Here is a 21,364-nt window from a genome sequence, read left to right as displayed (position 1 = left end):
GCGCAGCACAGCGCATCCTGACCATGTCCGCCACGATCCGGCACAACCACAAAACCAGCGGCGCCGGTCAAGCGCTCCTGACCTTCTACGACCCCTAACGACCTGAGAATCAGTTATCCAGGTGGCCGCTGGTGCCTTCAGGTGACAATGCAGGTCCTGGTGTCCCGGCCGGCGGAGGATCTGCAGCTGGGATTGATCACAGCCGGACAAGGGCCAAATCTCCTTCGGGTACCTGCTGCTGATTGTCAGTCCTGGCGCAGCCCCGAGACGTACCTTCCGTGCTGAGGGCCGACGTGACGCTGGGGGCGTGGTGATGACCGAGCCGAGGGAGGTGTTCGTCGGCCTGCAGGCGCGTCTGGGTCGGCCGGGGACATTGCTGCTGGAGCGGCTGCGTGGAGTCCAGCGGGCGCAGGGCGGCATCAGCCCGGGCGACCTGAGACGGCTCGCGGACGAATTCGGGTTGCCGGTCGCAGCGGTGACCGGAACGGTGTCCTTCTACGCAGATTTCGCGGAGGGTTGCCGTGGCCAGCGGCACGTCCGGGTGTGCGAGGGTGCGTCGTGTTTCGCCAGCACTGGCGGTCAGCACATTCGGGATCTGGAACGGGTGCTGGGCGTGCGCCGGGGCACGTGCGCCCCGGATGGGTCGGTGTCGCTGCAGGCGGTGCGCTGCCTCGGGTACTGCTACGACTCACCGGCGGTGCTCGACGGCGGTCGGCCGGGCACCGGCCAGGATCTGGGTGGTCTGCTCAACGGGCAGCCCGACGCTGACAGCGGCTCCGCCCTGTCGATCCGCACCCCACCGCCGATTCCGTACGAGAGCCGGGCGGACCCGCCTGTGGTGCTGGCCGGGCTGCTCGGCGTCGAGGGCGGGTGGCAGGTGTGGCCGGAGGTGGTGACCGGCGGGTCACCGGAGCAGGTGAGCGGTGAGGTCGCGGCGTCTGGGCTGCGGGGTCGGGGCGGGGCTGGTTTCCCGACGGCGAAGAAATGGTCGATGGCCGCCGGTGAACCGGGGCCCCGGTATGTGATCGCGAACGGTGACGAGGGTGATCCTGGTTCGTACTGTGACCGGTTGCTGATGGAGCAGGACCCGCACCGGATTCTGGAAGGGCTGGCATTGGCGGCCTTCACGGTCGGGGCACGTCACGGGTTGGTGCTGGTCCGGTCGGAATACCCGCTTGCCGTCGCCCGGATGCGCGCGGCGCTGGCCGAGGCACGGGCGGCCGGGCACCTGGGCCGGGGAGTTCACGGCTCCGGGTTCGACTTCGACGTCGAGGTCGTCGAGGGCGCCGGGTCGTACGTCGCCGGGGAGGAGACGGCGTTGATGCACACCGTCTCCGGCCTGCGCGGCGATGCCCGCCCCCGGCCCCCGTACCCGACCAGCAAGGGCTTCCTCGGGCGGCCGACAGTGTTGAACAACGTGGAGACGCTGGCCGCCGTCCCGTGGATAGTGCGGCACGGCGGGGCCGCGTACGCCCGGCTCGGCCATCCCGACGAGCCGGGCACGAAACTGGTCTGCCTGAGCCAGTTGTTCCGCCGGCCCGGGGTGTACGAGGTCGAGTACGGTGTGCCGCTGCGGTATCTGGTGGAGGATCTCGGCGGCGGTCTGCGTGACGGCCGTACCCTGCGGGCGGTGCAGGTCGGCGGACCGCTCGGCGGGTTTCTCACCCCGGTTCAGCTCGACCTGCCGCTGCTGACCAAACCGCTGGGGCAGGCCGGGGTGCCGCTGGGACACGCCAGTCTGATCGCGTTCGACACCGAGCTACCGGCGGCGGCGATCCTGCGGCACGAGTGGGCGTTCGGCGCGGCGGAAAGCTGCGGTGCCTGCACCCCGTGCCGGGTCGGCACCCGCCGAGGCCTGGAACTCGCCGAGCAGATCGACGAGTCGGGCCAGCCAGCGGGGTTGCTGGCGCGGCAGGAGCCACTGCTGGAGGTGCTGGACGCGGCGAGTCTCTGCGCGTTCGGGCGTGGGGTGGCATGCGCCGTACGAAGCGTGACCCGGGCGTACTCCGACGAATTCTCCCGGTCGTCGCCATGATCCGACTGACCGTTGACGGCATCCCCGTCGAGGCGGCCGAGGGAAGCAGTATTTTAGCTGCCGCGCGTGCGGCCGGGACAGACCTGCCGGGACTCTGCTTCGACGAGCGGGTCTCGCCGCAGGGATCCTGCCGGGTCTGCCTGGTCAGCGTGGACGGCGGCCGGCCGGTCACCTCCTGCACGATGCCGGTCCGAGAGGGCATGGCGGTGCGGACCGACGATCCGCGGGCGGCCGGCGCGGCGCGGCTCGCGCTGGAACTACTCGTCTCCGAGCAACCGGAGCGGGCGTTGCGGATCCCGGCCGATCGTAGCGAACTGGTCCGCGCCTGCCAGCGCTTCGGGATCACTGGAAGCCAGTTCCACGGTTCCGGCCACGCCCGGGACGTCGACCGTTCACACCCGTACGTGAAACTCGACCGTGACCTGTGCATTGCCTGCGGCCGGTGCGTGCGGATGTGCGCCGAGGTACAGGGCACCTTCGCACTCTCCATGGCCGGACGGGGATTCGACACCGTCGTCGTGGCCGGCACCGGCGAGGAGTGGATCTCCTCGCCCTGCGTGGCCTGCGGCGGGTGCGTCGACACCTGCCCGACCGGAGCGCTGGCCGAGCCGGGGCTACTCGATCCGGCGCCGATCGACCGCGCCACCACCACGACCTGCGGCTACTGCGGAGTCGGCTGCTCCCTTCGGGTACACGTCCGTGACGAACAGGTCGCCGCGATCACCCCGGTCCACGGCGCCCCGGTCAACCGCGGCCACGCCTGCGTGAAGGGCCGCTTCGCGTACGCCTTCACCCGATCCCGCGACCGGCTCACCACGCCGCTCATCCGGGAAGCCGGCCGGGACTCACCCCTGCGACCCGCCACCTGGGAGGAAGCACTCGACGCGGTAGCGGACCGACTGACCGCCGTCCGCGACCGGTACGGCGGCGAGGCGATCGCAATGATCTCCTCGGCGCGGGCGACCAACGAGGAGAACTACCTGGCCCAGAAGTTCGCCCGAACCGTCCTACACACCAACAACATCGACAACTGTTCCCGGCTCTGCCACTCGCCGTCGGCGGCCGGACTGACCGCCTCGTTCGGCATGGCCGGCGGTACGAACCCCTTCGACGACCTCGACCGGGCCGACTGCATCCTGGTCGCCGGGGCGAACCCGACCGAGGCCCACCCGGTCATCGGTGCCCGGATCAAGCAGCGCGTCCTCGACGGTGCCCGGCTCGTCGTCATCGACCCCCGCCGGATCGACCTGGTCGGCTTCGCCGACGTCCACGTGCAGGCCCGGCCGGGATCCAACGTAGCCGTCTTCAACGGCATCGCCCGCGCCCTACTCGACAACGGCCACGTCGACCAGACCTTCGTCCGCGAACGGACCAGCGGATTCGACGAACTCACCGAACTGCTGCGCGACTACCCGCTCGACCGGGCTGCCCACCTTGCCGGCGTCGACCCCACGCCCCTGGCAGAGGCTGCCCGCCTCTACGGCAGCGCCCGAACGCCGGCGATCGTCTACGGCCTCGGCATCACCGAACACACCCACGGCACCGACGGCGTCCGGACCCTGACGAACCTGGCCATCCTCAAAGGCGCGGTCGGCACCCTCGACGGCTGCGGGGTACTCACCCTGCGCGGGCAGAACAACGTCCAGGGCGCCTCCGACATGGGCGCCCTGCCGGACCTGCTCCCCGGCTACCAACCGATCACCGCCCCGCGCATCCGAACCCGCTTCTCGCGTGCCTGGGGCGTCGAGGTGCCCGAACGGCCCGGGCTGCGCATCCTGGACATGTTCGCCGCCGCCACCACCGGCCGGCTCCACGCCCTGTACGTCATCGGCGAGGACATCGCCCAGACCGACCCCGACACCCGCCGCGTCCAAGCCGCGCTGGCAGCCTGCGACCTCGTCGTCTGCCACGACCTGTTCCTGTCCCGCACCGCCGAACACGCCGACGTGGTCCTCCCCGCCGCCTCCTTCCTGGAGAAGGACGGCACCTTCGTCAACTTCGAACGCCGCGTACAGCGGGTCCACCCGGCACTGCCATCACCCGGGGAAGCCAAGACCGACTTCGAGATCCTCCACCTACTCGCCCAGCGCATGGACGCCGACCTCGGCTGCCCGACCCCGGCCGACGCGATGGCCGAGTGCGCCAGCCTGACCCCGACCTTCGCCGGGATCTCCCACGACCGGCTCGACCAGGAGGGTCCGCTGCACTGGCCCTGCCGTGGGCCGGACCAGCCCGGGGAGTCGCGTCTCTACCTCGACCGGTTCGCCACCCCGGACGGCCGGGCTGCCCTGGCCGCACGCCCGTACCTACCACCCGGCGAACAACCCGACCAACGCTTCCCGTTCCTGCTCGTCACCGGCCGCCGTCTGCCGCACTACAACAGCGGGTCGATGAGTCGCCGCACCCCCGACCTTGACCTGTCTCCCCGGGAGGTGCTCGACCTGCACCCCGACGACGCAGCCCGGCTCGGGCTCGCCGACGGCGACCTGGTCGAAGTGACCAGCCGGCGCGACCGGGTGACCTTCCCGGTCAGCCTCACCGACACCGTCGCCCGTGGCCAGGTCTTCACCACCTTCGCCTTCCCGGACCGGCCCACCAACGCCCTCACCTCGGACTGCGCCGACACCACCACCGGATGCCCCGAATACAAGGTCACCGCCGTCGCCCTGCGCCCCAGCTAGTTCTGCGGTTGTCTCGCCAACGGCTCTGGCTGACTTTCGCTGGTGACGTAGGTGCCCTTCGCCGCAACCCGACATCTTCGTGATCGCGCTGCCGTGGCCCTGCGGTTGGGTAGCTGTGATCGGGACAGCTACCGAACCACAGGGCCGAAAAGGTTCTGGGTGGCGTCGGTTACCCGCGGCGGTGCAGATAGCGGGCGCGGCGGCCGGCGTCGCGGAAGCCGAGCCGCCGGTACAGGGCGGCGGCCGGATTGTCGTCGTTGACGCACAGCCACGCCTCCTGGGCACCGTCGGCGGCCAGCGACCGAAGTACGGTTACCACCAGGTAGGCGCCGACCCGCCGGCCCCGCCAGGCGGGGACCACACCCACCTGGTCGATCCAGTTGTCGATGACGTTGAGGAAGCCGACCGCCGTACCGTCGGGACCGCGAGCGATCAGCGACAGGTCCGACCGGTATCCGTCGTCCTCCCGCAGATCCTCCAGCCATTCCTCGGCCGCAGGCTCGACGAAGCCGGGCCGGTCCGCGAAGGATGCCCGGTAGGTCGCGAACAGCTCTGAATCGAGCGTCACCGGCTCGGTGATAACGCCGTCGGGGTGGGCGACCTCTGGGAGGGCGGCGAGGTCGTGCCGTAACACCCACTCGGCGAAGGTCCGCTCGAAGCCGCGCGCGGTGAAGAGGGCGTCCGCGTCCGGGCTCCACGACTCGGTGGTCAGCAGCAGATCGTTGTTGCCGGCCTGGTCGTCCGCCCAGCTCAGCAGCCGGCTACCGACGCCCTGCCCCCGCCAGTCCGGATGCACCAGGCCGGTGCTGGTGGCCGGCTGCCTGGCGGTGCCGACGCTCACGGCCGCGACCAGGCCGCCCTCGTGCCAGGCGCCGAACGTACGGGACTGCAGCAGCCGGGCCCGCAGCAGCGCAGAGCCGGTGAACAGCGGCAGCCCACCGTCGACGGCCAGGCACGCCTCGGCCAGATCGGTCAGCGCCGCGAGGTGCTCCTCGCCGAACTCTTTCCAGATCAGCGCGTCCATGCCCGAGCCACCCATGATCCTCTGCCCTTTCCCTGCCGCCAATTGTCCGCCGACCGGCCCTGACATCTGACGTCGGGCTGGCGCGACGGCGCGCCGATGGGCAGTAGTAGGCACGTCCGCCGGTGTCACTGTCAACGCAGTTTCAGTCTGTCCGTGCCCTTCGGCGATCGGACGGCATCTGGGTCGTGCAGGCTGACCAGGCGAGTCGCGGACGTGGGCAGGTCACCGGGCCGGCGGCGGCGAGTCCGTGCCACCATCTGCCCGGTGCGCGCCGACAGCACTGCCAACTCGGTGGCCCGGCGCAGCCGACCGGCAGCGGGTTGCGCAGACGAGCAGCAGATCCTCTACGCCGCACCGCTCTTTCCACCCGGAGTGAATCAGAGGCTGTCCTACCTGCGGACGCGTTGGCGTTGATGCTTGTCACCCGGGGCGTAGACGAGCCGGTCTGCGCGGCGTGCCGCCAGGGGTTGTCTGGTGGACCCGCAGCCCGAGGGCGGTGGAGAGCAGAGTGGTGGTGTCGCTGCGCAGGAACGCGGGGGTGAGTTCATCGTTGACGACTAACCCGGTGGCGGCGTGGCCAAGAGCGTGGGCGGCCAGGTGCAGTCGGCCGGTGACGAGGCCGGCTTCGAGGCCGGCGGCGCGGTAGCCGCGTTCGCCGAGCCGGTCCAGGGTCGCGGATAGGTCGGTGCCGTGGATGGCCAGCCATGCGGCATCGCGGGCGAGATCAGTGCCGAGACAGTAGTGGTGGGTGGCCTGACGCTGGTCGCCGGTGCTGACCGGGGCCAGGTGTCCGTCGCGCCAGCGGTGGATACCGGGGCGCGTTTTGTCGACACTGTGCAGGATGAGGTGGTGGTGCAGCAGGGATGGCCCGGCGTCCCATCGGACCGGGCGGGTGGCGACTGCCATTGCCCAGGTCACCGCAGACAGGGGCAGTGTCGCATGGGTGTCGAATCGTCGAGCCGATCCGCGTCGGAGGACCACGTCCTCCAGGGTCAATCGGGACGGCAGGGGCGGTACGGCGGGAGCCCGGCGGGCCCGTGGAATGGTGGTTGGCCAGCAGGTTGCCGACTCGGTGGCCTGCTGGATCGCTGTGATGAGAGGGAACCTGGTGGGATCGTTGACCAGTTTTCCGTGTTGCGCCTGGCTGGTGGGCGTCAGGGCGGGCTCGCCATCGGCGAGCACCACGAGGGCGAGAGGGAATTCGTCCACGTCATCTGCCCCGACCAGGGTGGCGACGGCCTGGTCGGGAAAAGCCAGTTGTAGCCGGGCGGGGAGGCCTGCCGCGTCGGCGAGGGCGAGTAGTTGTGCCAACAGGGTGCCGCAGTCCCACCACAGGTGCCGCCAGGCACGCTCGGCGTACTTCCACGCGGCCCGCCACGGCACACCGGTGACGACGAGGAAGGTCGCACCGTCTCGTGCGGGTGCCGGTGCGATGTGCCGTAGCCGGTGGCCGAGCGGGTCGTGGTGCCACACCCCACCGGGGAGGCCGGCCAGGCCGCTGGTGACCGCGTAGAGCTCCAAGGGGTGCCGGTTGCCGGCGGAACCGGCCGCACGGTAATGGACGCGGCCGTCGGCAGTGTCGCGGTAGCGGACGATGCCGCCGCTGTAGTAGAGCAGGCGGGCCAGCTCGGCCAGGGTCAGGTCGTGCCGTCCGGCGGCTGTGGCACCGCCGAGTACGGCGGTGGCGGGAAGAGGGTGGCGGGGCAGGTCGACGGGAAGGTCGACGACGGGGAGCCCTTCGTCGTAGGTCTTGAACTCTGGTGGGCGGCGGTCCTTGTCGCAGATTTCGAATCCGGTGACGAGACGCGGGTCGTCGAGGGGTTCGTGCCAGGGACGTTCCGGTGAGTAGTTGGTCAGCCGGTGGTAGGTGTGGCTGGCGGACATGGTGCAGCGGCTCTCCCTGCGGATGGTGGGACGCCGGCCCGCGACTGGGTCGGTGGGGGACGGGGGCACGCGCGGCAGTGTCACAGTCCGGTTTGCGGCTGTGCGGTCTGTGACCGGGGAAACGCTACCTGTTCGTCGGCCATGGTCAATGTCGGTTGCGGTGGACCGTTGGATAACGCTGGATCGGTTCGGGGCTCAGCGCCATTGCCAGGTGATTCCGTGCTGGCCTGGCGGCGGGTCGAGGGCGATGTACTGGAAACCGGGCGTCGTGGCGTTCAGCCTGGCGTCGCCCTTGTGCTGCCAGGGCAGCGTGTTCCGGGGCTGCCAGTAGGCGTGGCAGCGGTCGGGCAACCGACGTGGGTCGAAGCTGACCTGCACCACCAACTCCCGGGTCGGCGTCCACACCGCGATTTCGGCGTGCTGGTCGGTCTGGCCCGGCGGGAACCGTAGCGCGAACTCGACCGACGCCAGGTCGCCGGCGTGCAGCGGCCGGTCGAGGAGAAACTCGAACACGCAGGTCGAGGTGGGTACGTCGGCGCGGAACCGGGCCGGGCGGCAGCCCTCGGCGAAGGTGACCATGGGCGGCTGGGGAAGGGTGACGCACCGGGTAACGAAGATCATCCGGGTGACGTTGTCCCGCTCGGCGCGTATCAGGCGGCGCACCCGGACAGACTCCTCATGTCCGGCGTGGTCGATGCGATAGGACAGGTGCTGGGACAGTTTGGCGGGATGGTCGAGGTCCTCGGGGCCTGCGTCGATCTTCGCCAACGCCCGGACGACAGCCTCCGGGGCCTTCCAGAGTTGGTCGTACGCCATTGAGGTCCCCGGACGGGGAAGCCAGCGGCCCCGTGGTTTACGTGGACCGATCAGGCAGGTGAGGCTGCCGGCCGGCTGGTCGAGGATCCGCTCCAACACACCGACTGCGGCCACCGAGCGGGTGCGTTCCGGCTGGTTGTTCCCGTTCTGCCAGTAGCTCAGCGTGCTGGCGCTGACCGGAGTGCGGTTCTCCCGCAACAGGCTCGCGATCTCCTCCAGACTCAGGTGGCTACGTTGGATGGCCACCCGCAACGCGGTGCTGAACTCGCCGGGTGCGACCGGCGGGCCCGAGTGGCTCGCTGTCGGAGACTCCATCTTTGAACACCTCGCTGGCCTTCGATGCTGCCCGGTAGCCACATGTACTGCGCGTATTGTGTGGAAACGGGCGAGAGTTGGATGCCGGGTAGCGCTCGCCGGCGACGCGGACGTGCCCGTCGTTGGTCGTTGAGCCAGCCCGGCTGGGCCGGTGGAGCGATACCTGGCCGGGCCAGCCGAGCCAGAACATGTCCAATCCCGACGGTCCACTGCCTGCGTTGACGCCCGTAGCGCGGGTTTCTATAGTCTGCGCTAACCGGTCCGCTGGCAAGATGGTGATCTGTCGGCGATCTCCGGCACCGAGGGGCGGTTGACCGGGCACGGGAGCGTGCCCGCCTGACCATGGAAATCCCGCCCGGCCGACCTGCCATCGTGCTTCGTCGATGCCTGCTCGGGGTTTCTCCCACCAGTTGTGAGGAGCACCCTCGTGTCCATCCCTGTCAGGGCAAGCCTCTGCGTCGCCGCCGTGGCGCTGTCGGCCGCCGTACTCGTGGCACCGCCGGCAGCAGCCCGCCCCTACGATCCGTCCCCGGCCACCGTCGCGGCAGCACCGCCCGGAGCAGAGACCATTCCCGGCAGTTACATCGTGACGTTGCGGGACACCGCCCCCGGGCTTCGTCGAGCCCCGGCGGCTGGCAATCCGCCGTCGCGTGATGTGGCGTTTCGGGCCGCCGTCGCCACAGCCGCCAATGACCTGGTCACCAGTCACGGTGGTGCCGTACGGCACGTCTACGGCACCGCGTTGACCGGGTTCGCGGTACGGATGTCGGCGACGCAGGCGGCCCGGCTCGCTGCCGACCCCCGGGTCGCCAGGGTGGAGCCCGACACGATCGTACGGCTCAACGAGACGACGCAGCCCGACGCGCCGTGGAACCTGGACCGGGTCGATCAGCGTGCGTTACCGCTGTCGACCACGTACACCTATCCGTTCACCGCGACGGGCGTCAACGTCTACGTCCTGGACACCGGCATCCGGATCAGCCACCGGGAGTTCGGCGGCCGTGCCCGCCACGCCTACGACTTCGTCGACAACGACGCCAACGCCGACGACTGCCACGGCCACGGAACCCATGTCGCCGGCACCGTCGGCGGTGTCGCCTACGGTGCTGCCAAGGGAGTGACCCTACACGCGTTGCGGGTGCTCGGCTGCGACGGGAACGGTGCCAACTCGGGCGTGATCGCCGCCGTGGACTGGGTTACCGCCAACGCGGTCAAGCCGGCGGTGGCGAACATGAGCCTCGGCGATGTCGTCACGCCCGCGATGGATGAGGCGGTACGGACCTCGATCGCGTCCGGTGTCGTCTACACCTTGGCCGCCGGCAACGACGGCGGCGACGCGTGCGGGCATTCCCCGGCCCGGGTCGCCGAGGCCATCACGGTCGGAAATTCCACCAGTTCCGACGCCCGCAGGTCCGATTCCAACTACGGCACCTGCGTGGATCTGTTCGCTCCCGGCACCAGCGTCGTGTCGGCCGGACACCGGTCGGACACCGGCACCGCGACCATGACCGGGACCTCGATGGCTGCGCCACTGGTGGCCGGGGCCGCAGCGATGTACCTGGCCGCCGATCCGGCTGCGACACCGCATCAGGTCAGCGACGCGTTGGCCGGTTGTGCCACGACGGGTGTGGTCACCAACGCCGGTGCGGGGTCGCCGAACCGGCTGCTGTTCATGCCGTGCGGTACGACCACCCCGCCGCAGACCTTCGAGAACACCACCGATCTCGCCATCCCGGACTGGTCGGTGGTGCACAGTTCGATCACCGTCTCCGGCCGTACCGGCAACGCCCCGTCGGCACTCGTCGTCGCCGTGAAGGTCGTTCATCCGTACCGGGGGGACCTCGCCTTGGACCTGTTGGCCCCGGACGGCACGGTCTACCCGTTGAAGGCTGCCGAGATCTCCGATCTGGCCGACAACCTTGACACCCGGTACGTCGTCGATGCCTCGGCGGAGCCCGCCAGTGGTGTGTGGCAGCTCCGTGTGCGGGACAGCTTCGGCTTCGACACCGGGTACCTCGACCAGTGGAGCCTGACCTTCTGAACGGCCCGCTCCTGAGCGCTTCGACCGACGCGCAGGCATCGGGTTGTTGCGGGGGCCGACCGGCAGACCACCGGTCGGCCCCCGCCTCGGTATCCAGGTCCGGTGACCCGGCCCGGCCGGTCATCCCAGGATGGGCGGGTTTTGGCCCGGCCAGTTTTATTCAGTACTCAGCCAACCGATTTGTTGACGCGGAATTGACACTGATTAAGGTCAGCGGTGCCCCCAGGGCAGCGGTATCTCCCTGGTTCGGGACGCCAGGGAAACCGTGGTGCGGCGGCATTGACTGCCGCGCATACCCGCACACCACACGGAGAGGAGGACGGCAGGAAGGAGTAGAGAGAACCCGATCAGCAAGTCACCGGACAGTCGAGCAAATACGCCACGACTGACTGTCCACACGGGAGCCGGCGGCGTGTGGTGGCCGCCCCTCGGCGCGCCAGCCGGTCAACCGTGCCCTTCAAAAGGAAACACCATTTACGGCGGTGGCCGTAAAGAATCGTTCGGCTGCCGTGCCACGGCCGCGAGCAAGGCTGACAAAGCCACCTACCTCGCTCAAGCAGGCAGGGTGTCAAAAGCGAAGAACCTGCCGCGCATCACCCATGTTCTACCTCTCCTGGGCAGCCGGGACCGTATTTCCCTCACCCCGAACGGTCCCGGCTGCCTGCTACCTCCATCCCTAAAGAGGAACAGATGCAGATTTCGCTACCGCCTGGACGCGGACGGAGACGAACATCCGCCTTCGCAGCCGCTGCCACCACCGGACTGGTCGCTGCGGCGCTGTTGACCGCCGGATCGTCGGCGAGCGCCCGGAGCAAGCCCGACCTGACGACCATGCCGGCTCCGGAACCCGCTGCGCAGATCACTCAACTGTCCGAGCGAGGCACCACCACCGGCCGTACCGCCATCGGAGGGGTGGGCGGGCAGGCGCGTGCCGCCGCCCCGCAGACCGTGTGCCAGCAGGGGGCCAAGTGGCTCCGGCTGCGGTTCACCGACCTGTCACTACGGGGCAGGGACACCGTCACCGTGTCGGGCGTCGCCGGCGGCACCTTCACCTTCACCGGCAGGCACTGGCCCGGTAAGGCGTTCCACACCCGTGCCTTCGCCGGCGAGTGCGTGCAGATCAGTCCGAGCCTCACCGACCCGGCCAGCAGCTACCGCATCGACGCGTACCAGTCGGGGAGTCAGTCCCTGGCCGCCGCGAACGTGATCGTGGCGGCGGCGGGCGACATCTGCGGCACCGCCTGCAACCAGACCGACGATGTGGTGGCGGCGATAAATCCGACGGCAGTGATCACCGCCGGTGACAACGCCTACGACAGCGGCACCCTGTCGGAGTTCAACAACAACTACCACCCGCACTGGGGGAAGTTCAACAACCTCGTCCGTCCCTCACCGGGTAACCACGAGTACCGCACTTCGGGAGCGGCTGGCTACTTCGACTACTACAACGGCCACGGCGTCGAGACCGGCGCACGTGATCAGGGCTACTACAGCTTCGATGTTGGGGACTGGCACTTCATCTCGCTCAACTCCAATGTCAGCGTTTCGGCGAGCTCGCCCCAGGTGACGTGGCTGAGGAACGACCTGGCCGCGAACACCAAGCCGTGCACGGCGGCATACTGGCACCACCCTCGGTTCTCGAGCGGCGACCACGGCGACAACTCCGGCATGGGGGCGCTGTACAGCGCGCTCTACGACGCCAAGACCGATCTCATCATCAACGGCCACGACCACCACTACGAGCGCTTCGCGCCGGCCCGACCGGACGGAACCCGCGACGACGCCAACGGTGTACGCCAGTTCGTGATCGGCACGGGCGGCCGGGCCCTGTACTCGGCCACCACGTCGTCCGCCGGTCCGTCGGAAGTGTTCAACAACAACACCTTCGGCGTGGGCAAGATGACGCTGACGGCCACCGGGTACACCGTTGAGTTCGTGCCAGTCGCCGGCCGGACCTTCACCGACCGGGTCACCGGCACCTGCCGTAAGGCCAGCACGTCCCCGGACTTCGGAGTGACCACGGACCCGACGGCGGTGACGGTCAAGCAGGGCAACAGTGCCTCGACGTCGGTGCGGGTGTCCAGCAGCGGCGGGTTCTCCGCCGCGACCGCGCTGTCAGTCTCGGGGCTGCCTGCCGGGGTGACGGCAACCCTGAGCCCGGCCTCGGTGACCCCGCCGGCGAACGGTAGCGCGACCTCCACGCTCACCCTGACCGCCTCGTCGTCGGCGGCGGTCGGCACCAGCACCGCGACCATTTCCGCCACCTCGGGGGCTGTCACCCGGACCGCCAACCTTCAGGTGACGGTCACTGGTGGCAACACCGTCTTCGCCGACGACTTCGAGTCGGATGGGGGGTGGACGGTCAACCCGGCCGGTACGGACACTGCCACCTCGGGTCGGTTCGAGCGTGGCAATCCGGACCAGACGGTTTCTACCCACAGTAACCAGATCAAGCAGCTCGGCACCACCACCAGTGGGGTCAACTGCCTGGTCACCGGGGCGGCGGCGGGATCCGCGTACGGGGCCAACGACCTCGACGGCGGCGTCACCTCGATCCGGTCGCCGCAGATCGTGGTCCCCGCCGGGACGGCGAGGCTGGCCTTCGCCTACAGCGTCGGTCATGGTGACAACTCCGGCCCCGACGACTACCTGCGGGTACGCGTCGTGGACGGCAGCACCGTGACCACGGTGTTCGAGAAGGTCGGTGCGGCTGCCGAGGTCGAGGCGATCTGGCAGAACGCCACGGTGGACCTGAGCGCCTACGCCGGCAGGACCGTCCGTATCCAGGTGGAGGCGGCCGACGCCGGCACCGCCAGCCTCTTCGAGGCCCAGGTCGACGACCTGGAGATCACCAGTGCGGGCACCGGTCAGGCCGACTTCGCGGTCACGGCGAACCCGACCGCGGTGATCATCCCACAGGGACAGAAGAACTACACAACGGTGAACGTCGCCAGCATCAACGGTTTCGGCTCCGCCGTCGACCTGAACGTGACGGGTGCTCCGGCCGGAGTGCAGACCCAATGGCAGAGCGACCCGGTCACTCCTCCCGCTGGTGGCAGCGTTTCCAGCCAGCTCATGATCAACACGACCGCGACCACGGCCACCGGCACGTTCGACCTGACCGTCACCGGTACCGCCGGTGCTCTGTCGCATGCCGTGACCGTCCGGGTCACCGTCACCAGTGCTGGTGCCGGCGGCTTCGCCGACGACTTCGAGTCGGACAGGGGATGGACGGTCAACCCGGCCGGTACGGACACCGCCACCTCGGGTCGGTTCGAGCGTGGCAATCCGGACCAGACGGTTTCTACCCACAGTAACCAGGTCAAGCAGCTCGGCACCACCACCAGTGGGGTCAACTGCCTGGTCACCGGGGCGGCGGCGGGATCCGCGTACGGGGCCAACGACCTCGACGGCGGCGTCACCTCGATCCGGTCGCCGCAGATCGTGGTCCCCGCCGGGACGGCGAGGCTGACCTTCGCCTACAGCGTCGGTCATGGTGACAACTCCGGCCCCGACGACTACCTGCGGGTACGCGTCGTGGACGGTAGCACCGTGACCACGGTGTTCGAGAAGGTTGGTGCGGCTGCCGAGGTCGAGGCGATCTGGCAGAACGCCACGGTGGACCTGAGCGCCTACGCCGGCAGGACCGTCCGTATCCAGGTGGAGGCGGCCGACGCCGGCACCGCCAGCCTCTTCGAGGCCCAGGTCGACGACCTGAGCGTCACCAACTGATCCCGGGACCGGCCGGCGCGTGTGTACGTGCGCCGGTCGGTCCCACCTGACGACCGGAAGTCACGCGTGATGTATCTGTCAACCACCCGCAGCACCGACGCCGCCAGACCCGCCGGTACCGTGGCACGCGCCGTACCCCCGACCGTCCTCGGACTCGGCATGGTCAGTCTGGTCACCGACGTGTCCGCAGAGATGGTCACCGCCGTCCTGCCGCTGTACCTCGTCTACGGCGTCGGCGCCGGCTTCCTGCAACTCGGCATGATCGAAGGGCTGTACGCGACCGCCACCGCCGTGTTGCGTGTGGCCGGCGGCTACGTCGCGGATCGCCTCGGCCGGCCCAAGGCGGTGGCCACCGTGGGCTACGCGCTTTCCGCCGTGGCCAAGCTGGGGCTGCCCGTGGCCGGCGGCTCACTGGCCGGACTGGGGGCGGTACTCACCGTCGACCGGGCCGGCAAGGGAATCCGTACCGGCCCCCGTGACGCGATGATCACCATGGCCGCTCCCGCCGACCGGCTCGGCCGGGCGTTCGGGGTCCACCGGGCGATGGACACCATAGGCGCGATGCTCGGCCCCCTGGCCGCCGCCGCGCTGGTGACCCTCGCGGTCGGGTACGACACGGTCTTCGTGACCAGCTTCAGCCTTGGCACCGTCGGTGTGCTGATCCTGCTGTTCTTCGTCCGCGTTCCCCCGGCCGTCACGTCCCCCCGGCACCGGGTGGCGCCCCGCGTCGCGCTGTCCGTGCTCAACCGGCCGCCGGTGCGCCGTACCTGGCTGGCTGCCGGCCTGCTCGGTCTGTTCACCGTCGGCGACATGGTCCTGTACGTCGCGATCCAGCAGCGGGCCGCCCTGCCCACCGCCGTACTACCGCTGCTCCCACTGGCCACCGCGGTCACCTTTCTGGCCGCCGCCGCGCCGGTTGGCCGCCTGGCCGACCGGTGGGGCCGCTGGCGGGTCTTCCTCGCCGGCCACGGCCTTCTGCTCGTGGCGTACCTGCTCGTCGGGTTCACGGCGATCGGCTGGCCGATCGCCGTGCTCGCCCTCGGTCTGCACGGACTGTTCTACGCCGCCACCGACGGCGTACTGATGGCCCATGTGGGGCCGCTGATCCCCGAACCGCTGCGGGCCACCGGGCTGGCGGCCGTACAAACCGTCCAAGCACTGGCCCGGGCGGCCGGCGCGGTTGGCTTCGGGGCGGCGTTGCAGGTCGCCGCACCACAGTGGGCCTTTGCCGGGCTGGCCGTCGTCCTCGGCCTCGCCATCATCGTCGGCGCTTTGCCGCGCCACCAGGGAGACACCCCATGACCACCAGACCACGCCTGCTCGGTGCCCTCCTGATCGCCCTGGCCCTGGTCGGCGCCATCGGCTACACCGGTTGGCGCTGGGCCAGCACCGACCATGCCCGGGGCGCGGCCCCCCTGGACCTCGACCGCCCTGGCACCCTCCTCTACGTAGACGACCGGGACGGGCGGACCCGTCAGGTCTCCCGAGACGCCCCGGAACAGGTCGTCGGTGTCGGCCCGGCCTGCGTGCGCGCCTACGCCGCGGGGGGCACCCTCTCCTGCCTGCGCACATCGACCGTTCCCGGCGGGTTCGAGGTCGCCATCTTCCCCCGAGGCTTGGCGCAACCGACGGTGCTCGACCTCTGGGGCACACCCAGCCGGACCCGGGTCTCCACCTCCGGCCGGCTGGTGGCCTGGACCGTGTTCCGCTCCGGGGACTCGTATATGGCCGGCGGCGCGTTCTCCACCACGGCCGGTGTCTACGACCTGGCCACCCGGCAGCACTACGGATCACTGGAAGACTTCACCGCCGTCGTGGACGGCCAGCGGTTCACCGCCGAAAACCGCAACTTCTGGGGCATCACCTTCGCCGCGGACGACCGTACCTTCTATGCGACGATGGCGTCCGGCGAGCGGACCTGGCTGATGCGTGGCGATCTGGGAGCGCGGCGGCTGGAGGCGGTACGGGACAACGTCGAGTGCCCGTCACTTTCCCCGAACGGTGATCGACTGGCGTACAAACAGCGCGTCGACAACCGGTGGCGCCTGTACGTGCTCCACCTCGACACAGGGGCGGACACGGCGCTCGCCGAGACCGGCCATGTCGACGACCAGCCGGCCTGGCTCGACCCGGACACCGTCGCATACGCCCGGCCGGTGGACGGTCACCCGGCCATCTTCGCCGTCCCCGCAGACGGAAGCGGGCAGCCCCGGCGGCTCCGCGCCGGCTCGTCCCCCGGAGCACCCCGGTGACCCGCCCCAGCGACCAGGGAGTGTCTCGGTGATCAGCGCCTTTGACCTGTTCACCATCGGTGTCGGACCGTCCAGTTCACACACCGTGGGACCGATGCGGGCGGCACACAGGTTCGTCTCGGGACTGCGGAACGGGGCACGGCTCGCCGATACCGTACGCGTGCGGGCGGAACTGTTCGGGTCCCTGGGGGCCACCGGTCACGGGCACGGCAGCGCCCAAGCGGTGCTGCTGGGACTGGCCGGGGAGAAGCCGGAGACGGTGGACACCGACCGGGTGGACGAGTTTGTCGAGCGGGTACGGGACAGCGGCCGACTCACTCTGGTCGGCAGCCACGACATCGACTTCGACCTCGGTCAGGATCTGGTGCTGCACCGTCGCCGCTCGCTGCCGTACCACCCGAACGGGATGACGTTCCGGGCGTTCGACCGGGCGGACCGAGTACTGGGGGAGCGCACCTACTACTCGGTGGGGGGCGGGTTCGTGGTGGACGAAACGGCGGCCGGGGCTGATCGGATCAAGCCGGATCCGACCATCGTGACGTACCCGTTCATGACCGGCGACGAGTTGCTGGCGGCGACCCGGGAGGCAAACCTGTCGATCAGCGACGTGATGTTCGCCAACGAGCGGGCGTGGCGCTCCGGGGCGGACGTACGGGCCGGACTGTTGGAGATCTGGCGGGTGATGCAGGAGTGCGTGGATCGGGGCTGCCACCGTGATGGCGTGCTTCCCGGTGGCCTGCGGGTGCGGCGGCGGGCAGCGGAGCTGCGGCGCAGGCTGGTGGCCGAGCACGCCGACGCCGACCCACTGCGCGCGATGGACTGGGTGACTCTCTACGCGTTGGCGGTCAACGAGGAGAACGCATCAGGAGGGCGGGTGGTGACCGCACCGACGAACGGCGCGGCGGGCATCATCCCAGCCGTGCTGCACTACTACACCCGGTTCGTGCCTGGCGCGGGTGACGAAGGGGTGGTCCGCTTTCTACTTGCCGCAGCCGCAATCGGAGTGCTGTTCAAAGAGAACGCCTCAATCTCGGGCGCCGAGGTCGGCTGCCAGGGCGAAGTGGGATCGGCGTGCTCGATGGCGGCGGCCGGACTGACCGAGGCGCTCGGCGGTACGCCGGAGCAGGTGGAGAACGCCGCCGAAATCGGAATGGAGCACAACCTCGGGCTCACCTGCGACCCGGTGGGCGGGCTGGTGCAGATCCCATGCATCGAGCGGAACGCGGTGGCCAGCATCAAGGCGATCACCGCCGCCCGGCTCGCGCTCCGTGGTGACGGCCGACATACCGTCTCATTGGACAAGGTGATCAAGACAATGCGGGAAACCGGTGCGGACATGAAGGTCAAGTACAAGGAGACCGCACGCGGTGGACTCGCGGTGAACGTGATCGAGTGCTGATGGGGCTCGACTGCCGGTCGCGGTGGGCCGGAAGGAACTTGGGGACGTCCCGGGCCGGACGAGGGACTCGACGGACAGATCCGGTCGCGTCGAGCCCGGCCCGGGGGCCTGCCCGGTCCCGCCTGCGGCACGATTCTGCAACCGGTGGTCGGATGGCCTGGTTGTGCGGTGGCAGGTGGGAGCAGATTGGTAGCAGCGGGTCGCTTGCACCGGCGCTGAGTAGTGGCTCTCAAACTGGCTGAGCTGCTCGTATTGTCTCGGCTTCACCCGCGGCCTATCGCGCTCGTGCTGGACCAGGGGGCGTGCGGGTTGCCTCCAGGCCGTGCACCCGTTGTCGGTCTGCGCGGTTTGCCGCTGCTGGTGCGCGGCGTAAATGTTGGGGCAGACCGTCGTGTCCGTCGGGCAGTGGAGGAATTCGTCCAGCAGCCGGAACGACACCGTTGCATTGAGCGTTGGCAAGACCGTGGCGGGCTTGAGCGGTGAAGTCACCGACCTGTGGCCGGCAACGGACTTATAGACCCGCGTTCACGGCGGCCACAGAGCCCTATGGCCCGTCGGGCTAGGGTCCGATGCCCCGTGCACCGACGTCCCGCCACCTTGATTGTGGTGGCATGTCGGTGGCGGCCCTGCATCCGGGCTACTTTGCACTGGTCATGGCGACCGGTATCTGTTCTGCGGCACTGCGGGAGATCGGGCAGTCGACCGCGTCGGCCGTTCTTCTCGCCATCGCGGTGGCCTGTTTCGTTGTCCTGACCATCGCTCTGGGCTGGCGGCTGGTCCGCTATCCGCGCCGGGTCCTCGACGACCTTTCCGCACCGGACAAGGCGTTCGCGTTCTTCACCGTGGTGGCGGCCTGCAACGTCCTCGCCTCGCGGCTGGTCGCGGATGGCCATCGCGTCGTCGCGAGCGTCTTGGCGATCGCGGGCGCGGCGGTGTGGCTGGTCTTGTCCTATACGATTCCCGTGCGGCTGATTCTGGGTCCCCGGCACCGGCCGATCCTGGAAGGGGTGAACGGAACCTGGTTCATCTGGGTGGTCGGCACCCAGTCGATTGCGATCGCCGCCGCGGCCCTGGACTCGCCCGGTAGCCGCTACACGTACACCGCCGCGCTGGTTGCCGTGCTGATGTGGTCGGTCGGCTTCGTGCTGTATCTCATCGTCGCCACACTGGTGCTGACCCGGCTGCTGCTGCTCGAGGTGCGCCCGCAGGATCTGACTCCGCCGTACTGGGTGATCATGGGTGCTACCGCGATCACCGTCTTCGCCGCGGCCCGGATCATCCAGATGCCGGAAGCGCCCGCGGTGCTCGCCACCGGTCCGGTCCTGGCCGGACTCGGGCTGGTGCTGTGGGCGTTCGGCACGTGGCTGATTCCGATGCTGATCGCCTTCGGCCTGTGGCGCCACGTGCTGCGCCGGGTCGAGCTGGAATACGGTCCGGCGCTGTGGAGCATCGTGTTCCCCCTCGGCATGTATGCGATGGCGAGCATGCAGCTGGGAACGGCTGCGCGGCTGCCCATCGTTGCCGGCATCGGACAGAACTGGACCTGGCTCGCTGTCGGCGCATGGGGCGTCGTCTTCGCCGCCATGTGCGTGGCGCTGACGCGTTCGCTGTTGCGCCGTACCCAACCCGGGACGGGCGGCGCGCCATAGCCTGCCGTGATTGTCTGAAGTGACGCACCCAGCCCGCAGCATGCCTGTCCTGGCTCGGCGAGCAGGCAGCGCGGTTGATTGAGCTGTCATTTCGACGGCCAACGGCGGCGCGGTGCCCCAGCCCGTCAACGGCTACCATCTCCGGTGTGTCGATCTTCCCATACGAGCTGTACAGTCCCGAGGGGCTTGCGGCGCGCTGGGTGCAGTGGGCCGCAGCCACCGGACCGTGGAGAAACCCGGTACTGGACCGGACCGGCCGCTACGCGCACATGCGTCAGCCAAAGGACGTGTGGTTTCTCGCGGGCTGCTTTGGCGGGGCCGTCGAGCGGCGGTGCAGCATTCCTTCGGACCGTCCGCTGTTCATGCCCGCGTTCAACATGTGGTGTCCGAACGGCACGTACATTCCGCCGCTGCCCCAAGCGCGGGGCACGGTCCACGTCGATGGGCAGCAGCACCCCGTTGTCACCATTGACGCGGCGAAGCTGTTCGACGTCCGCGGCGCGTTCCTCAATCCCGTCACCCGCGCCCGGCGGGCCGTCCCGATGCGGGTCTGGGGCATCTGGGCGATGGTCGACCAGTTGCCACCCGGCGAGCACACGGTCCGCTTGGACGGCACGGATGGGCACGGTTTCAGCGTCACAGCGACGTATCACCTCGTCGCGGGCTGAGGCGCACCGTCACAGAGAATACGGGCAGGTCACCCCACCGCTACGATCATCACACCCAGTTCGGCTCTGACGCGCATCCGCACGCCGGCAGCTCCTATGCACGGTCGTACGGGTGCACCGGTCACCGACTGTTACGCCCGTCGATACTTCGGCGCGTACGGTCGGCGGCAGATCAGCACATGGATGATCGCCTCGCGGGACGCCGCTGCGGCCCGGTCCCCACAGACGCCGCCCGGCGTGTCACCAACCCGGTGAACGTTCATGGACAGCCCACTAGGCATGATCAGCAGGTGTCCACCGTACCGGAGGACCGGGACCACGCCGGTCGCCTGCTAAAAGACCTCACCGGCCACCAGTTCATCGGCTTCCGTATGGGTTGCGGAGTTCGCGTCGACCTCGGTGGCCCCGGCTGGTGCGAGATCAACATTGAGGGGTCGCTTCGCATCCTGCTGCCAGGCGAGCCTGAATGGCAGGGCAAGCCGCTTAGTGCTGAGGTAGCCACGCGACTACTGCGGCTGCTCAATACGCGCATTACGACGGTGGGTCTTGCCCCAGACAGCACTCTGACCATCTCATTTGACTCGCGTGCGCATGTAATTGTCCCAGCCGACGACATGTACGAGGCTTGGCAACTGCGTTCCGACGAAGGTCTCCTGATTGTGTGTACGCCGGGTGGCGGCATAGCGATTTGGGAGCCATAACGGTGTTTGCGCTGGCTCGGCTGTACGGATGGCTGTACAGCCAAGCCAGCTGACGACGTACGGCGAAGATTGACGCCACCGGACGCGGCGCGCAGGGCAGCGGCGGCGGTCGACGTCAGCGGACAGAAGTCTTGATCTTTGTAAGGCTGGGGCCGAGACCGCCGAAG

The 21,364-nt window shown here is 69.2% G+C and carries 14 protein-coding genes; 11 read left to right on the top strand and 3 right to left on the bottom strand.

From position 1 onward, the window contains the following. The first annotated feature begins 313 nt into the window (after positions 1-313). A complete protein-coding gene (locus ACFQ4H_RS09595) occupies positions 314-2,035 on the top strand; it encodes an NAD(P)H-dependent oxidoreductase subunit E (protein ID WP_377569349.1) in 1,722 nt (573 codons plus the stop codon). After that, positions 1,975-4,716: a formate dehydrogenase subunit alpha gene (fdhF, locus tag ACFQ4H_RS09590; protein ID WP_377569347.1), complete on the top strand. Its 2,742-nt coding sequence runs from the start codon at positions 1,975-1,977 to the stop codon at positions 4,714-4,716. Before ACFQ4H_RS09595 ends, fdhF begins: the two co-directional genes overlap by 61 nt. Positions 4,717-4,885: 169 nt before the next feature. Here the strand turns inward: fdhF and ACFQ4H_RS09585 are convergent, their stop codons facing one another. Then, the gene (locus ACFQ4H_RS09585; RefSeq protein ID WP_377569345.1) at positions 4,886-5,740 is read right to left on the bottom strand and encodes a GNAT family N-acetyltransferase; all 855 of its coding nucleotides are present in this window, start codon (positions 5,738-5,740) and stop codon (positions 4,886-4,888) included. A 264-nt stretch (positions 5,741-6,004) separates the two neighbouring features. Between ACFQ4H_RS09585 and ACFQ4H_RS09580 the strand changes: the two genes are divergently transcribed. Continuing rightward, the gene (locus tag ACFQ4H_RS09580) at positions 6,005-6,154 is read left to right on the top strand and encodes a hypothetical protein (RefSeq protein ID WP_377569343.1); all 150 of its coding nucleotides are present in this window, start codon (positions 6,005-6,007) and stop codon (positions 6,152-6,154) included. A gap of 6 nt (positions 6,155-6,160) precedes the next feature. Here the strand turns inward: ACFQ4H_RS09580 and ACFQ4H_RS09575 are convergent, their stop codons facing one another. Both ACFQ4H_RS09575 and ACFQ4H_RS09570 read right to left on the bottom strand, forming a co-directional pair. Next, positions 6,161-7,624: a nitroreductase family protein gene (locus ACFQ4H_RS09575; RefSeq protein ID WP_377569342.1), complete on the bottom strand. Its 1,464-nt coding sequence runs from the start codon at positions 7,622-7,624 to the stop codon at positions 6,161-6,163. 195 nt (positions 7,625-7,819) lie between these two features. After that, positions 7,820-8,755, bottom strand: a complete 936-nt coding sequence (locus ACFQ4H_RS09570; protein ID WP_377569340.1) for a hypothetical protein — start codon at positions 8,753-8,755, stop codon at positions 7,820-7,822. Between the two features lie 427 nt (positions 8,756-9,182). Between ACFQ4H_RS09570 and ACFQ4H_RS09565 the strand changes: the two genes are divergently transcribed. The 8 genes from ACFQ4H_RS09565 (at position 9,183) to ACFQ4H_RS09530 (ending at position 21,197) form a co-directional block, all read left to right on the top strand. Then, on the top strand, positions 9,183-10,796 hold the full coding sequence (locus tag ACFQ4H_RS09565; protein ID WP_377569338.1) for a S8 family peptidase: 1,614 nt from the start codon (positions 9,183-9,185) through the stop codon (positions 10,794-10,796). A 690-nt stretch (positions 10,797-11,486) separates the two neighbouring features. Beyond that, positions 11,487-14,528: a metallophosphoesterase gene (locus tag ACFQ4H_RS09560; protein ID WP_377569336.1), complete on the top strand. Its 3,042-nt coding sequence runs from the start codon at positions 11,487-11,489 to the stop codon at positions 14,526-14,528. A gap of 69 nt (positions 14,529-14,597) precedes the next feature. Further along, positions 14,598-15,830: an MFS transporter gene (locus ACFQ4H_RS09555; protein ID WP_377569484.1), complete on the top strand. Its 1,233-nt coding sequence runs from the start codon at positions 14,598-14,600 to the stop codon at positions 15,828-15,830. Then, a complete protein-coding gene (locus ACFQ4H_RS09550; protein ID WP_377569335.1) occupies positions 15,827-16,780 on the top strand; it encodes a TolB family protein in 954 nt (317 codons plus the stop codon). Before ACFQ4H_RS09555 ends, ACFQ4H_RS09550 begins: the two co-directional genes overlap by 4 nt. 28 nt (positions 16,781-16,808) lie before the next feature. After that, positions 16,809-18,179: an L-serine ammonia-lyase gene (locus ACFQ4H_RS09545; RefSeq protein ID WP_377569333.1), complete on the top strand. Its 1,371-nt coding sequence runs from the start codon at positions 16,809-16,811 to the stop codon at positions 18,177-18,179. Positions 18,180-18,790: 611 nt separating this feature from the next. Further along, positions 18,791-19,828, top strand: a complete 1,038-nt coding sequence (locus ACFQ4H_RS09540) for a tellurite resistance/C4-dicarboxylate transporter family protein (RefSeq protein ID WP_377569331.1) — start codon at positions 18,791-18,793, stop codon at positions 19,826-19,828. A gap of 146 nt (positions 19,829-19,974) precedes the next feature. After that, positions 19,975-20,496: a hypothetical protein gene (locus ACFQ4H_RS09535; protein WP_377569330.1), complete on the top strand. Its 522-nt coding sequence runs from the start codon at positions 19,975-19,977 to the stop codon at positions 20,494-20,496. Between the two features lie 290 nt (positions 20,497-20,786). After that, positions 20,787-21,197, top strand: coding sequence for a DUF6188 family protein (locus ACFQ4H_RS09530; RefSeq protein ID WP_377569328.1), 411 nt, complete (start codon positions 20,787-20,789; stop codon positions 21,195-21,197). The last annotated feature ends 167 nt before the right edge of the window (positions 21,198-21,364 follow it).

The sequence above is a fragment of the Micromonospora sonneratiae genome (genome assembly GCF_042679305.1).
Lineage (GTDB): Bacteria > Actinomycetota > Actinomycetes > Mycobacteriales > Micromonosporaceae > Micromonospora_H > Micromonospora_H sonneratiae.
The sequence above is the reverse complement of the archived record's forward strand: the minus strand, read 5'-3'. Positions and strand labels throughout refer to the sequence as shown.

Excerpts from the sequence above, each read along its gene's own strand:
- ACFQ4H_RS09595 (WP_377569349.1), top strand. The coding sequence starts at position 314 with ATGACCGAGCCGAGGGAGGTGTTCGTCGGCCTGCAGGCGCGTCTGGGT.
- fdhF (WP_377569347.1), top strand. The coding sequence starts at position 1,975 with ATGCGCCGTACGAAGCGTGACCCGGGCGTACTCCGACGAATTCTCCCG.
- ACFQ4H_RS09585 (WP_377569345.1), bottom strand. The coding sequence starts at position 5,740 with ATGGACGCGCTGATCTGGAAAGAGTTCGGCGAGGAGCACCTCGCGGCG.
- ACFQ4H_RS09575 (WP_377569342.1), bottom strand. The coding sequence starts at position 7,624 with ATGTCCGCCAGCCACACCTACCACCGGCTGACCAACTACTCACCGGAA.
- ACFQ4H_RS09570 (WP_377569340.1), bottom strand. The coding sequence starts at position 8,755 with ATGGAGTCTCCGACAGCGAGCCACTCGGGCCCGCCGGTCGCACCCGGC.
- ACFQ4H_RS09560 (WP_377569336.1), top strand. The coding sequence starts at position 11,487 with ATGCAGATTTCGCTACCGCCTGGACGCGGACGGAGACGAACATCCGCC.
- ACFQ4H_RS09555 (WP_377569484.1), top strand. The coding sequence starts at position 14,598 with ATGTATCTGTCAACCACCCGCAGCACCGACGCCGCCAGACCCGCCGGT.
- ACFQ4H_RS09550 (WP_377569335.1), top strand. The coding sequence starts at position 15,827 with ATGACCACCAGACCACGCCTGCTCGGTGCCCTCCTGATCGCCCTGGCC.
- ACFQ4H_RS09540 (WP_377569331.1), top strand. The coding sequence starts at position 18,791 with ATGTCGGTGGCGGCCCTGCATCCGGGCTACTTTGCACTGGTCATGGCG.